A 13,980-nucleotide genomic window follows, 5' to 3' on the forward strand; every position below is an offset into this window, starting at 1 on the left:
TCGAGGTTAATTTCCTTGGGTTGCTCTTTTGGCTGAGCCGACGCCGTGAGCGGCACCGCGACCAGCGCAGCCGCAACGAGAAGCCCCACGCGAGCCTGGTTCATCGCCATCCCTTCCGAAGTCCGTGCGATGCGAGCGATCGATCGCCCAGGTAGTACAGCTTTCTAACTACGCGAATTCATTAATTAATTCGGTCAACCGCCAAGCCCGACGGACTATATCACGCCGAAAATAAAAGGATCAACAACCAAATCCTTTTGCCTTGGGCGACCGGGCGAGCCCCCAGGCGGCGCGCGCCCGGGGGACTCGCGCCGACCGGCAAATTGGCTGCACAATCGCCGCGGGCCCGGAACCGCCGTTGCTCGCGCGGCCGCGGTGCCGGCTCCTGAGGGGCCAGGCGGCGCGGGCGAGGCGGTCCGAGGGCTCGGACCATCGCCCATCTCTTTGACCGATGTCGAGGGGAGTGATTGGGAGGTGAGGTCGAGATCGCTCGCCGCGTGGCGCCGCGCTCGTCAGGCGGCCGCGTCCTCGGCGCCGCTCGGGCGGCCGAGCATCGCCTCGACGAACTCGTCGGGCTCGAACTCGCGGAGGTCCTCGGCGCGCTCTCCGATGCCGACGTAACGGACGGGCAGCCCGTGCTCGGCGCAGATGCCGAGGATGACGCCGCCCTTCGCGGTGCCGTCGAGCTTCGTCAGCACGATGCCGGTGATGGGCAGCGCCTCCTTGAAGAGCGCGGCCTGCTGCATGGCGTTCTGTCCGTTGGTGGCGTCGAGCACGAGCAGCGTCTCGTGGGGCGCCCCCTCCATCGCCTTGTTCATCGTGCGCGCGACCCGGGCCAGCTCCTCCATGAGGTTCGTCTTCGTGTGCAGCCGGCCGGCGGTGTCGGCGAGCACCACGTCGGCGCCCGTCTCCTTCGCCTTCTGGATCGCGTCGAAGATCACGGCGCCCGGGTTCGCCCCGTCCTTGCCGCGCACGACCTCGCAGCCCACGCGCTTGCCCCAGACGTTGAGCTGCTGCACCGCCGCCGCGCGGAACGTGTCGCCCGCGGCGAGCACCACCGTCCGGCCCTCGGCCTTGAGCTGCGTCGCGAGCTTGCCGATCGTGGTCGTCTTGCCCACGCCGTTCACGCCGACCACCATCACCACGGTGGGCTGCGTCTTCAACGGCAGCCCGCCGCCGGCGCCGACGCGCAGGATCCGCTTCGCGTGCTCGCGCAGCGCGTCCCAGACCTTGTCGGTGTCGGCGAGCTCGTTGCGGCTGAGCGCCGAGCGGATCTCGTCGAGGAGGAGCTCCGTCGTCTTCACGCCGACGTCCGAGGTGAGCAGCACCTCTTCGATCTGCTCGACGACGTTGGGATCGATCTCCTTCTTGCCGGCGAACAGCGCCTTGAGGCGGCCGAAGAAGCCCTCGCGCTCCCGTACCTTCGTGAGGCCCTTGCGGAGCCCCTCGACGTCGCGCTTGCGCGCGCCCGGGGGCGTCGTCTCGCGCGCCGGCCTCGCGGGGGCCGGCTTCTCCGCGGGCGCCTCGACCACGGTCGCGGCGACGGGCGGCGCCTCCGCGACCGCGGGCTCGGGCGGCACGGCCCGGGCGGAGGGCGGCGGGACGGCGGGCACCTCGACGGGGAAGGGCGTCGCCGCGGGCGGCTCCTCCCGCGGCGCGGGCTCCTTCGCCTTCGCCGGAGGCTCTTCCTCCGCCGGAGGCTTCTTCTGGACGCGCGGCCTGTCGGCCGGCTTTTCGGTGGGCTGCTTCGCCTTCTCCGGGAGCTTCTTCGGTTCGGGGGGCGCTGCGATCTCGGGGGGCGGCGCCTTCTTCGTGACGAAGTAGACGATCGCCGCCACCACGACGAGGCCGACGATAATTAGGGCGATTTCCACGTTGGCGTTCTCCGGCGAGGGAGCCGACTATATGGGACGCACCCCATACGTCAACGTGCGCTCGCGCGGTCGCCCGATCCGGCCAGCGAAACGGCAGGTCGGCGCGGCGGCGGGGCCGCCGCCGCGCGCCCCGAGCGCTCGGCTCACGGGGCGAGCTGCGAGACGCCGGGCTTCGGCTCCGACGCGCCGAGGTCCTGCTCGAGCCGCTCGTCGACGGGATCGGGGCCGAAGGCGGCGTGCTCGATCCGGGTCGCCCACTGCTCGACCTCGCGCTGCTGGACCCTGCTCGCCACGCGGCGCACGTGCCCGGGCGTCGGCTCCGGCGGCCCCTCGAACGGCGCCCCCTGCCGCCGCGCCCACCGGACGAGGCGATCGAGCACGGCGCGGCGCCGCGTGACCAGCGCGATGCCCAGCCTGCTCGGCGGCGGGAGCGCCTGCTCGTAGCTGCTGTGCGTCGGCGCGCGCACGACGAGCTTCGCGTCGTTCCGGTACGGCGCCTCGATCGAGAACTCGCCGGCGTCGTCGGTCACGGCGCGCGCGACGACGCCGCTGCCGTCGAACGCGGGCACGACGATCGTGAGCTCGGCCTGCGCGATGGGCGCGCCGTCGTGCGCGTCGGCGACGGCGCCGCGCCAGCCGGTCGCGTCGTCGATCGGCCCCACGATCCGCACGCCCGCGCGGCCGGGCGGCGCGGCGGGCTTCTCGTCGGCCGCGCCCGCGGCCGCGCGCTTCGGAGCGCGCCGCCAGCCGCCGAGCACCCAGCCCGCGATCGCGAGGACGGCGGCGCCGAGCGCGAGCTGCCGCCACACCCCGGGGCCCGCGACGGGGACGTCGATCGCGAGCTCGGCGCCGGGGATCCACCACGGGGCGGCGGGCACGTACCGGAGCGACAGCGGCACCGTCCCTTCGCGCTCGGCGGTGAACGCGGCGATCACCCGCGCCTTGCCGGCGACCACCGCCGCCGCGCCCACCGGCTCGCCCGCGCGCAGCGCCTCGACGACGCCGCCCTCGACCGGGCCGCCGGACGAGCGCACGTCGACGTCGATCGGCACGCCGTCCTCCGCGCGCGCCGGCTCGACCGGATGGGAGAGCGCGAGCGTGACCTGCGCGTACCGGACGACGCCCTGGCTGACGGTCGCCTTCGCGAGCGCGGCGGTCCCCTCGAAGCGCGCGCGCAGCGCGCCCTGCCCGGCGCCGCCGAGGCCCTCGGTCGCGAGCTCGAACCGCGCCCGCCCGTCGCCGCCGGTGGGCGCCTCCGCGATCCGCGTGCCGCGCTCGTCCTCGAGCACGACGGGGAGCCGCTCGCGCTCGAACGGCGCGCCGCCCGCGGCGCCGCTGCGCTCGATCCGGAGCGCCACGGTGACGTTGACCGTCGGGCGATCCAGATCGATCGCGTCCACCGGCGGATCGAACCTGAGGTCCACCGGCGCGAGCGGGGCCGCGTGCGTCTCGATCGGGACCTTCGCTTCGGCCGGCTCGTAGAGCTTCCCTCCCGGGAAGCGGACGCGCAGCGTCGCGTTCGCGAGCGGCGCGCGCCCGCGGAGGCAGAACGTGCCACGCGCGTCGGTCGTGATCGCGTATCCTCCCTGCGAGGCGCGGTGCGCTCGAACGCGCGCCGCGCCGCCGTCCGCGCACCCCTCCGCCTGCGGAAGATCCACCGGGGCGCCGCCGCTCGTGACGGCGTCGATGGAGAGCGGCGCCTCCGTGACCGGGCTCCGCGCGTCGTCGATGACGCTGCCGCGCACGACGAACCCGTCGGGCTCGGTCCACGCGACGGCGTCGATCTGCGCGCTCCCCCGCACCTGGATGCGGAGCGGCGCGCCTCGCGTCTGCGCCTGCGCCTGCGCCGCGACGAGCGCGGCCGCCGCGACGAGCGCCGCCTTCAGACATCGTCTCAAGCCACGCATCTCCCGAACGCCTCCGGCGAGCCCCTCGTCATGGTCGCGCATTATTCGTCACGCGGGCCGAGCCCGGGCAAGGGGAAGCGGATCCGCGGCAGCGCCGAGCTCGAGCTCGCCCGGCGCGCGGCGGCGAGCGCGGGCGGCGCGGGCGAGCGAGGACGTACGCGGACGTGAGCGGACGTGCACGCGACGCGCCGACAGGACGTCGGCAGAGCGCCGTGGAGACGGGTAGATAAGTGGATGATGATGTCGTGTTCACCCTGAAACCCAACGTGTTTCGCGCCTTGAAGCCCCGCGGGCACGCGGCGTCAAACCGTCCAGTTCGGTGGCAACGAGGAGCGAGCGAATGCAAGGCAAAAGTGCGAGCGTGTGCGCACCAAATTTCGAGTGCAGGCCCGCTGATCCGATCGCCACGGCGGCGATGCGCTCGTGTATCGTCGAACGTGGAATGCGTCGGCCCTTTCCTGCGCTCGTGTTGCTGGTTGTGACGCTCGTACTCTCGCTGATGCCGACGAGGAGCTACGCGGATCAGCGTACGAGCCACTTCGCCGAGCAGCTCAAGACCAACGACGACTACCGCGTCCGGACGCAGGCGGCGCTCGCGCTCGGCGCGTCGGGGGACGACGCCGCCACGAAGCCGCTCTGCGACGCGCTGACGGACGCCAACGCGTCCGTCAGGGTCGCGGCGGCCGCGGCGCTCGGCAGGCTGGGCAAGCCCGCGGGGCTCGCGTGCCTGCAGCGCGCCGAGGGCCGGGAGCAGACGCCGGCCGTCAAGTCGCAGATGCAGAAGTCGATCGCGACGCTGTCCGCCGGCGGCGGGGGCGGCCCGTCGCAGCCGCCTCCGCCGGGCCCCGACACGAAGTACTACGTGGCCATCGAGATCACGAACAAGAGCGGCCGCCCCGAGTCCGAGATCGAGCCGCTCGTGCGCGCCGCGATGCAGGAGAAGATCCTCGCGAAGGCCGGCTACGCGGTGGCCCCCAAGGGCGAGACGCTCGCCCAGGGCAAGAAGATTCTGAACGGCAAGAAAATGAAGGGCTTCTACCTGCTCGCGACGGTCGAGCCCGCCGTGTACCAGGGGGGCAACCTCACCCAGGTGGTGCGCGTCAGCATGTGGACCTATCCGTCCAAGTCGCTCCAGGGCGAGTTCGCGCCCAAGCTCACGCAGAGCGGCACCCCGAAGAAGGACGTCCAGAGCGAGAACATCCTGATGAAGATGTGCGTCGAGAACGCGGTCGAGACCTTCCACAAGGTCGCCGCCTCGCTGTGACGCACCATCGCGGCTCGATATTGGCTTTCCCCGTGCCTCACGACCCTTGTCATCTCCAGCCAGCTTCGAGGATCCCATGAGCGACGCTTCCAGCACGGCCCCGCAGACCTCCGCGCCGGAGGTCAGAGCGCGCTACCAGCGGAGCGCGCGGAACTACCTGCTCGATCAGAAATTCCAGCTGAAATACACGGGGTTCCTCGTGGGGATCAGCCTCGCGCTCTCCGTGGCGCTCGGGATCCTCCTCTGGAACGCCAGCTCGAAGATCATCGAGCAGAGCCGCTCCGCCGTGCAGCAGGGGCAAGAGACCGTCCGTCAGGGGCAGGAGACCGTCAAGCGCGGCCAGGAGGTGCTCGTCCAGAGCCGCCGGGTCAGCGAGGTCGTCGCGATGAACATCGCGAAGGAGTACAAGGACGACCCCGAGCTCGCGAAGACGTTCGGTGAGGCGGCGCAGCGCGACGAGAGCAAGCTCAAGGACGAGCAGGCGCGGCTCGAGCGCGACGCTGCGTCGCTGCAGCAGCGCGCCGCGGCGCTCGAGCGTCAGGCCGCCGAGGTCGCGGACAACCAGCAGATGTTGCTCCGCCTCATCGTCGCGCTGCTGTCGCTGCTCGTCCTCGGCGTCGGCGTGGCGGGCATCGTCTTCACGCACAAGATCGCCGGTCCGATCTTCAAGATGAAGCGGCTGCTCCGCCAGGTCGGCGAGGGCAAGCTGGTCGTGCGCGAGCGCTTGCGGAAGGGCGACGAGCTCCAGCACTTCTTCGAGGCGTTCGAGAAGATGGTCGAGGATCTGCGGGCGCGCCAGCAGGCCAAGATCTCGAAGATGGACGCGATCCTCGCGAAGCTGGAGGCCGACGCGCGCGCGCAGAAGGGCTCCGCCGAGATCGACCCCGACGGCATCGCGCAGCTCAAGCGCCTCCGCACCGAGATGCAAGAGCAGCTCGACGCGTGACCCGCCCGCGCGCGCCCCGCGCGGCGCGAGCCTCCTCGAGCAGCCCCGCAGCAGCTCGAAATCGACCCGAAATCAACCCAAAAAATTCGAAGCTCGTGGCGCGGCCGCCGGCCGCGCGCGCTTCCGACCCCCACGTCGCCGCGCGGGGCTCGCCCGCACAGGAGACGGGCTCAGATCGGCGTTTTCGGCGCGCAGGCGTACTCTTGTACGCCGAGCACCGAAAACGTCGAGATGGGCCCGTATCCGCAGCGGGCGAGCCCCGCGCTAGAAAGCAGCTTTGATGAGCTCGACTGCCGCCTCGCCGTTCGGGAGGAACGTCACCGATGCGGCGTCGAAGCGCATCCGCTCCACGCCGCGCACGCGCGAGAAGCGGGCGCGCCAGAGCTGCTCTCCGGCGCGCCGCACGCGCGCGCGCTTGCCCGCGTCGATGCTGTCGAGGGCGCGGACGTACGAGCCGGCGCCGCGCGTCCGCACCTCGATGATCGCGATCACCGGGCCGTCCCGCGCGATCACGTCGATCTCGAGGCGGCCGACCCGCGCGTTGCGCGCGACCACCTCCATCCCTTGCGCCGCTACGTAGGCGACGACGGCGTCTTCCGCGCGCGCCCCGAGCGCTCTCCGAGCGTCCGCCGGCGGAGCGGCAGCGGGCGCGGTCGCCGCGCGGCGAGACGACGCGCCACCGGGATCGCCGCGCTCTTCGGCGCGCGCGCCTCCCGTGAGCCCGCCGTCGCGCGTCGCGCGGACCGGCGCTTCGCCGGTGCGCGACGTGCGCGCCGGTCGCCCCGGCGGCGAGCCGTCGTGTGAGCCTGAACCGTCGCTGGAGGGGAGGGCGCCGCCGGCCTGGTCGACCGGCGAACGCCGAGGGCTGCGCGAGGCGCGGCGGCCCGTCACCCGGTGCCTAGAAGCCCGCGCACTGGTCCGAGTTGACGCGGCCGGGCACGTCGGCGCACTCGCCCTCGCCCTCGAACTGCGAGTTCTGCTTGATGCAGTACTTGCCGGTGAGGAGCGGGTCACCGAGCCCGACGTTCGGGCGGATCTCGGCGCAGGCGAAGCCCTGCGGGCACTCGCAGAAGTTGAAGTTCGGGTCCTCCTCCTCTCCGTCGGCCACGCCGCACCGGCAGGAGCAGTACACCGCCTGCTCTGCGTTCCGGTTCGAGTCGGGGGCGCACTGGCCGCAGACGGGCGAGGCGACCTGATCGTCGGTCCCCGGCACGCAGCAGACCTTGCCCTGGTTCTCCTCTGTCGACTTGGTCGCGTCCTGGCAGCCGGGGAAGTTGTCGCGGCAGAGGTGCAGCCTGCAGACCCCGTCGCCACCGCACTCCCACTCCTCGGTGGGGCAGTCCGCCTTGGTGGCGCACCTGCAGTAGCCGGCCGGATCGCAGTCATTGCTGACGCACTCCCCGTCGCCGCCGTTCTCCGCTGCCGGATTGCAGTCGGGCGCGTACGTTCCCGACGGCTCACATTTTTCGCATGAGCCGGCACCGGGCGTACAGGGCACAGGCGCCTCTTGGCCGAGGGGGCAGCTCACGCGCCCCTGGAAGTGGTTCACCAGGCAGATCCGCGTCTGGCACTGGAAGGACCGCGATTCGATGTTCTCTTCCGTCACCTTGAAGCCAGCGAACTGCGGATCGTACTCGTCTTCGGGCAGGCACGGGTCGCCCACGCCGCCGCTTTCACACGCGGAGGGCAGGCTCGCCATAGCGACGACGCTGAGCAGGCCGAGCAGGCCGGACAGAATGGAACGGGTCATCAGAACGTGCTCCTTCGGCGGCGGTGCGCGCCATCGCCTCGGCAGAAGGCGCGCGGACGGGAGGCAAGAAAACGCTCAAGTCGAGGTGCTCAAAGGCACAACGTCAGCGGTTGGACCCTAGACGAAGCGCGCCTTGAGCGTCAACAGCCGGATGGGGCGCGCCCCGCCGAGGTGGGGGGCCGTCGCCGGCGCGCAGCGTTCGACCCCCGCGCCCAGCGGTCCCTTGGCTGGGGGGGCGGCCACGCCTCCGCGGCGCGACGCCCGCGTGGCGTTCCGGTGTGGGAAGCGGCGCCGCAGCTCTTCGATAATTCCACCCTCGACTGCTACGCAGTGCGCAACCCCAAGGTCGACGCGGCGCCCGGTGTCCGAGGCCGGGAATGTAGCGCAGCCCCACGGCCGGCATCGCTTGACAAGCCGCGCGCCACAATCCTACCATCCCCCGCCACACGCAAGTATCCGTTGATTCTCATTGAACTTTTTGGTTCTCGACCGAGCTGCCTCGGGGGTCTACGGCGCGCGCTTCCGGTGTGTGGAGCCGCGAACGGGGCGAAGGGGCCACGATCTTTACGTCGCCGAAAGCGAGGAACGACGATGCGGAACCGGCTGGCGAGTATCTGCCTTGTAGCTTCTGCCCTCTTGCTCTCCCCCGCCGTGGGGCACGCGCAGGCCGGCAAGGGTAAGCCCGTCGCGGCTGAAAAGGCGGACGCCAAGGGCGGCACGAAGCCCAACAAGGAGATCAACCTCGACGAGGATGCGGGCCCCGTGACCGCGGGCCAGATGACGGAGGAGGCGGCGCAGGCGAAGCGGCTGTTCGACAGCGAGCGGTGGAGCGACGCCGCGCGGCAGCTGAAGCGCGTCGTCGACGGCGACACGGGCGACGACGAGGGCAACCGTCAGATCGCGCAGTACCACCTCGCGATCGCGCTGTACCGGCTGCAGTTCTACCAGGCGAGCTATGCGATCTTCTCGCAGATCGCCGACAAGCCGAGCCACCTCAAGTTCAACGAGACGCTGCTCTGGCTGTCCAAGCTCGCGACGCAGCTCCCCGAGCCGGCGGACATCATCGAGCGCGTCGGCAAGTACAAGACCGAGCAGATCGCGCGGTTCAACAACCCCCAGCAGCGCGACCTCTACTGGCAGCTCAACTACCTGCTCGGCCGCTACAAGTACCGGAACCGGAACTACGAGGAGGCGATCGCCCTCTTCGCGAAGGTCGACCCCAACAGCAAGTACTACGTCCAGGCCCAGTTCTTCAGCGGCATCTCGTACGTGCAGCTGCGCAAGTCGGTGCCGGCGGTCAAGTCGTTCCAGCGGATCGTCCAGGCGATCGACGAGGGCGTCGAGGGCGTCGAGGACGAGGCGCGCATGCGCGACCTCGCGTTCCTCTCGATGGCGCGCACCTACTACTCGGCCTCCGTCCGCCTCGACGACAACAACGTCCCGACGATCGACGCCGCGAAGCTCTCGGCCGCCGTCAAGTACTGGAACCGCGTCGACGTCGCGAGCGAGTACTGGCTGGACAGCCTCTTCGAGCAGTCCTGGGCCTACTTCATGGCCGGGCTGTATCCACAGGCCCTCGGCAACATCCACACGATCGAGTCGCCCTACTTCCCGAACTCGTTCTATCCCGAGGCCGACATCCTGAAGGCGGTCGTCTCCTTCACGATCTGCCAGTACGGCGACGCGACGACGATCGTCGCGAAGATGAAGAAGAAGTACGAGCCGATCAAGAAGGAGCTCGAGTCGATCCTGAACCGGTTCCAGGGGGAGGGGAACGAGGAGCGCTTCTTCCAGTTCCTCAAGGACGTGAGCGCCGGCAAGGCGAACCTGTCGCCGACGGTCCGCCCGATCGTCGAGAACGCGCTCTCGGATCGCCAGCTCCGCCGCAACATGGAGTACGTGCGCGTGCTCGACGAGGAGGGGGAGCGGTTCAAGAAGGCGCCCGTCAACTTCCGCAACTCTCCGGTGGGCAGCGAGGTGACCGACGCCCTCGAGTTCGCGCGGAGCCTCGCGATCCGGAACGCCGGCACGCTCGGCCGGGAGCGCTACCAGCGCAACCTCGACGAGCTCAACGAGCACCTCCGCGACTCGTCGAAGATCCTCATCGACATCACCGCGGCCGAGCGGAACAAGCTCGACCAGCAGGTCGTCAGCGGCCAGCTCTCGAAGGAGGACGCGCTCACGTACGGCGTCGTCAAGCCCGACGATGAGCACGTGCTGTGGCCGTTCGACGGCGAGTACTGGCGCGACGAGCTCGGCTTCTACCGGCAGGTCGTGACGTCGAAGTGCAGCAAGTGAGAGATTTCTTAAACGTTTGCCCCGCGGCTTGGGACCGCGGGGCAGGGAGCGCTTCCTCACGGGGGTCCGTGGCGGAGGGACGGAGATGGAGATGAAGCAGTCGAAGTTCGGTGTACTGCATGCGCTCCGCGCGGCGGCAGGCACGCTGGCCGTGGCGGCGTGCGCCGTCACGACGAGCCCCGCGTCGGCGGCCGACGCATGCATCACGCAGCCCGCGAAGGACGCGATCGCCGCGTGTCCGGGCGGCAAGCTGCAGGTGTCGGCGGGCAAGAAGCCGCAGGTCAGCTTCAAGTCGGCCCCCACGGGCATCCAGCTGAAGAAGCGCGACGACCTGACGAAGCCGGCCAACCCGACCGCGTCGCAGGCCTCGGCGCAGCGCGACGAGCGGCGCAACCGCCTCGCCCCGAAGGTGAGGAGCCTGCTGATCACCGAGATCCAGGGCCTCGAGAGCCTGTACGCCTCGACGCCGAAGAACGCGCCGGATCGGCCGAAGCTGATGCGGCGCCTGGCCGAGGGGTACGTCGAGCTGGAGTCGGCGGCGTTCCGCGACAAGACCGAGGGGCAGATCAAGGCGGACGAGGCCAAGCGGAAGAACCCGAAGGCCGTCGCCGGGATCCAGGCCGAGGTCGGCAAGGCCGACAAGATCCTCGTCGCCGCGCGGAAGAGCGCGATCAAGTACTACACGCAGCTCAAGACGCAGTACCCGAAGTACTGCCAGAGCACCAACGCGTCCGACCCCGCGAAGAGCACGGGCTGCACGGACGAGGTGCTCTACTACCTCGCGTACGAGTACGAGCAGGCGCAGCAGCTCGAGGACGCGCGCAAGGTCTACTTCGAGCTCATCAAGAACTGGCCCAACTCGAAGTACATCCCCAACGCGTACCTCGCGTTCGGCGAGCTCTTCTTCAACGAGGCGCAGGGCGACCCGTCCAAGTGGGACCTGGCCGAGCAGTCGTACGTCAAGGTCACCCAGTACCCGCCGCCCGAGAACAAGGTCTGGGGCTACGCCCACTACAAGCTCGGGTACGTCTACTGGAACAAGGGCGACTTCGCCCGCGCCATCAGCGAGTTCAAGAAGACGATCGAGTACGGCCAGCAGTTCCAGCAGATGCCGAACGCGGCCCAGCTCGCGGTCTCGGCGCGGCGCGACATCATCCCGGTCTACGCGCTCGCGGGCGACCCGCGGAAGTCCCATGACTTCCTCCGGCCGCTCAGCGGCGACTCGGGCGGCAGCTCCGAGAAGACGTTCAAGATGATGGACGACCTCGGGCAGAACTACCTCGACACCGGTCATTACAAGGAGGGCATCGAGCTCTACACCGACCTGATGACCCGCGATCGGGGCCCGAAGTACTGCGTCTACCAGGGGCACATCGCCGAGGCGACGCTCGCCATGAAGTCTGGCAACAAGGACCAGATCATGGACGTGCTCGGACGCCAGCTCGACGTCCACAACAAGTTCCAGGGCGAGGGGCACCCGGCGGACGCCAAGCTGAAGTGCTCCAACATCACCGCCGGCCTGATGACCGAGACGGCGATGGCCTGGCACCTCGAGGCGGTGGGCTCGGGCGGCGTGCGCGGCACCGGCGACAAGAAGACGATGCAGCTGGCCGCGCAGCTCTACGACAAGGTCGTCAACAACTTCAAGCAGGAGCAGTTCGCCAAGTTCGAGTTCCCCCGCATCCTGAAGGAGGACTGGCCGAACATCTTCAAGATCAAGTACGCGATGGCCGACCTTCTGTACTTCCAGAAGGACTGGGCCAAGTGCGGCCCCGCCTTCGACTCGGTCGTGGCGGAGGATCCGAACGGCCCGCAGGCAGCGGAGGCCGCGTACGCCTCGGTGCTCTGTTACCAGAACATCTACACCGAGACCCACAAGGACGGCTCCCACTTGAAGGGGTCCGGCAACCTCCCCGACGGGGGGGGGACGGGCAAGAAGGGCGAGAAGGACAAGAAGGCGGACAAGGCGAAGTTCCAGCCCAAGGACTTCAGCGACAGCCAGAAGGGCATGATCACCGCCTTCAACCGCTACGTCTGCTACATCAAGCCCGCCGCGAACGACAAGGAGGCGCAGGAGCAGTACGTCGAGGTGAAGTACGCGCGCGGCCGCACGTACTTCGAGGCGCAGCACTGGGAGGAGGCCGCGCTCGCGTTCCGCGACGTGGCGCTGAACCACGCCGACAAGGAAGTCGGCATCTACGCGTCCCAGCTCTACCTCGAGTCGCTCAACGTCCTCGGCGCGAACATGGACCCGCCGCGTCCGTCTTGTTACGACGACATGGCCGCGGACGTGCCCAAGTTCATCGACCTCTACTGCAAGGGCGGCAAGGAGAAGGAGAACGCCGAGCAGTGCGGCATCCTGATCCGCATCCAGCGCGACATCGAGCGCCTGCGCGCGCAGAAGCTGGTCGAGGCGGCGGACGCGTCCGGTGGCGTCGAGGCCCTCAAGAATTACGAGAAGGCCGCCGTCGCTTACATGGACATGTGGAAGAAGTACGGCGAGGCCGCCTGCGAGGCGAAGCAGCCCGCGTGCGAGAAGAGCGAGGAGGTCCTCTACAACGCCGCGAAGGCGTTCCAGGCCGCCCGCCTCATCGCCAAGTCGATCTCGGCTCGTAAGATCCTGCTCGATCCGCGGTACAACCTCCACAACACCGAGCTGGCGAAGACGTCGATCTACGAGATCGGCGGCAACTACCAGGCGATCGCGGTCTACGACGAGGCGGCGAGCTGGTACGAGCGCTACGCCCGCGAGAACCCGAAGGGGGAGAAGGCCGCGGAGGCGCTCCAGGACGCGGTCGTGCTGCGGCTCGGCCTCGGCCAGGAGGACCAGGCCATCAAGGACGCCGACCTCTTCAACAAGAATTACGGCAAGGCGAAGCCCGCGCAGACCGCGCAGATCGCGTTCGCGATCGGCGCGCACTACATCGACCGCGAGGACTGGGATCAGGCGCGCAGGCGGCTGTCGACGGCGATGCCGCAGATCGACCGCAACGCGACGTTCGACGTCCAGGTGCAGGCGCACGCGATGTACGCGCGCGTCCTCTTGCAGACGAAGAGCGTGACCCCGGCGAACGGCGAGTACAACAAGGTCCGCGGTTACTGGAAGGACCCCGCGGCCGCCATGAAGAAGCTCGACGCGATCGGCGGCGAGGAGCCGGAGAAGCTGCGCCGCCTCGGCAAGGTGCTGACCGCGGTGGGCGAGGCCTACTTCCACTTCGCGGAGCAGAAGCGGAAGGAAGTCGATAAGATCAAGTTCCCCGAGTACAAGGGCGCCGGGAACCGCGAGGACGTCCTCAAGCACATCAACACCAAGGTCGCGGACTGGGTGAAGAAGAAGCGCCCGGCGATCGAGGCGGCCGACGCGGAGTACCAGAAGATCCTCAAGCTGGAGCCGACGCCTCCGCCGAAGTGGGTCATCGCCGCCGGCGCGCGCGTCGGTCAGATGTGGGGCAAGTTCGTCGCCGAGTTCCGCGCCGCTCCCATCCCCAAGGAGTGGAAGGGGCACGGCATGGTTCCGGGCACCGACGTCTCGTACGACGAGATCCGAGGCGAGTACTACTCGCGCTTGGACGAGGCGAGCGAGCCGCAGAAGCAGATGGCGAAGGGCGCGTTCAAGACCTGCCTCGACCTGTCGGTGAAGTACCAGTACTTCGACGACTACTCCCGCACCTGCGAGGTGTGGCTGTCGAAGAACTACGGCGCCGAGTACCACCTCATCGACGAATTCCGTGGCTCTCCGTCGCGGGTCAACTCCGGCCTGAGCGATCGTCCTGCGCCGCTGAACCTCGACGGGACGCCCTTCCGCGAAGCGCCGACCGTCACGGACAAGCCGGCGGCGGCGGCGGGCAAGGAAGAGGGTGAGGACAAGAAGGCGGCGCCCGGCGGCTCGAAGGAAGGCTCGGCGCTCGATCGGGCCACGACCCGACCCAGGAAGTGATGGA

9 protein-coding genes are annotated in these 13,980 nt (G+C 69.4%); 5 read left to right on the forward strand and 4 right to left on the reverse strand.

The window, feature by feature from the left end:
* Positions 1 to 512: 512 nt before the first annotated feature.
* Both ftsY and WMF33_RS17350 read right to left on the reverse strand, forming a co-directional pair.
* Entirely contained in the window at positions 513 to 1,874 is a 1,362-nt protein-coding gene (ftsY, locus tag WMF33_RS17345; RefSeq protein ID WP_437338168.1) for a signal recognition particle-docking protein FtsY, read from the reverse strand.
* A gap of 143 nt (positions 1,875 to 2,017) precedes the next feature.
* On the reverse strand, positions 2,018 to 3,781 hold the full coding sequence (locus tag WMF33_RS17350; protein WP_437338169.1) for a carboxypeptidase regulatory-like domain-containing protein: 1,764 nt from the start codon (positions 3,779 to 3,781) through the stop codon (positions 2,018 to 2,020).
* Positions 3,782 to 3,811: 30 nt separating this feature from the next.
* Between WMF33_RS17350 and WMF33_RS17355 the strand changes: the two genes are divergently transcribed.
* From WMF33_RS17355 to WMF33_RS17365, 3 genes are all read left to right on the forward strand, one after another.
* Positions 3,812 to 3,949 carry a hypothetical protein gene (locus WMF33_RS17355; protein ID WP_437338170.1) on the forward strand — a complete coding sequence of 46 codons (138 nt, stop codon included), beginning with the start codon at positions 3,812 to 3,814 and terminating at the stop codon, positions 3,947 to 3,949.
* Positions 3,950 to 4,280: 331 nt separating this feature from the next.
* On the forward strand, positions 4,281 to 5,045 hold the full coding sequence (locus tag WMF33_RS17360; RefSeq protein ID WP_437338171.1) for a HEAT repeat domain-containing protein: 765 nt from the start codon (positions 4,281 to 4,283) through the stop codon (positions 5,043 to 5,045).
* 76 nt (positions 5,046 to 5,121) lie between these two features.
* Positions 5,122 to 5,991 carry a HAMP domain-containing protein gene (locus tag WMF33_RS17365; protein WP_437338172.1) on the forward strand — a complete coding sequence of 290 codons (870 nt, stop codon included), beginning with the start codon at positions 5,122 to 5,124 and terminating at the stop codon, positions 5,989 to 5,991.
* Between the two features lie 264 nt (positions 5,992 to 6,255).
* Here the strand turns inward: WMF33_RS17365 and WMF33_RS17370 are convergent, their stop codons facing one another.
* Together WMF33_RS17370 and WMF33_RS17375 are read right to left on the reverse strand one after the other, a co-directional pair.
* Positions 6,256 to 7,005, reverse strand: a complete 750-nt coding sequence (locus tag WMF33_RS17370) for a YraN family protein (protein WP_437338173.1) — start codon at positions 7,003 to 7,005, stop codon at positions 6,256 to 6,258.
* On the reverse strand, positions 6,890 to 7,741 hold the full coding sequence (locus WMF33_RS17375) for a hypothetical protein (protein ID WP_437338174.1): 852 nt from the start codon (positions 7,739 to 7,741) through the stop codon (positions 6,890 to 6,892). Before WMF33_RS17375 ends, WMF33_RS17370 begins: the two co-directional genes overlap by 116 nt.
* A 636-nt stretch (positions 7,742 to 8,377) precedes the next feature.
* Here WMF33_RS17375 and WMF33_RS17380 point away from each other — a divergent pair.
* Positions 8,378 to 10,039, forward strand: a complete 1,662-nt coding sequence (locus WMF33_RS17380) for a tetratricopeptide repeat protein (RefSeq protein ID WP_437338175.1) — start codon at positions 8,378 to 8,380, stop codon at positions 10,037 to 10,039.
* 91 nt (positions 10,040 to 10,130) lie between these two features.
* The gene (locus WMF33_RS17385) at positions 10,131 to 13,976 is read left to right on the forward strand and encodes a hypothetical protein (RefSeq protein WP_437338176.1); all 3,846 of its coding nucleotides are present in this window, start codon (positions 10,131 to 10,133) and stop codon (positions 13,974 to 13,976) included.
* The last annotated feature ends 4 nt before the right edge of the window (positions 13,977 to 13,980 follow it).

This window comes from Sorangium sp. So ce394 (assembly GCF_051474665.1).
GTDB classification, from domain to species: Bacteria; Myxococcota_A; Polyangia; order Polyangiales; family Polyangiaceae; genus Sorangium; species Sorangium cellulosum_D.

Coding starts and splice junctions, on each gene's coding strand:
- WMF33_RS17350 (WP_437338169.1), bottom strand. CDS start 3,781: ATGCGTGGCTTGAGACGATGTCTGAAGGCGGCGCTCGTCGCGGCGGCC.
- WMF33_RS17355 (WP_437338170.1), top strand. CDS start 3,812: ATGGTCGCGCATTATTCGTCACGCGGGCCGAGCCCGGGCAAGGGGAAG.
- WMF33_RS17360 (WP_437338171.1), top strand. CDS start 4,281: ATGCCGACGAGGAGCTACGCGGATCAGCGTACGAGCCACTTCGCCGAG.
- WMF33_RS17365 (WP_437338172.1), top strand. CDS start 5,122: ATGAGCGACGCTTCCAGCACGGCCCCGCAGACCTCCGCGCCGGAGGTC.
- WMF33_RS17375 (WP_437338174.1), bottom strand. CDS start 7,741: ATGACCCGTTCCATTCTGTCCGGCCTGCTCGGCCTGCTCAGCGTCGTC.
- WMF33_RS17385 (WP_437338176.1), top strand. CDS start 10,131: ATGAAGCAGTCGAAGTTCGGTGTACTGCATGCGCTCCGCGCGGCGGCA.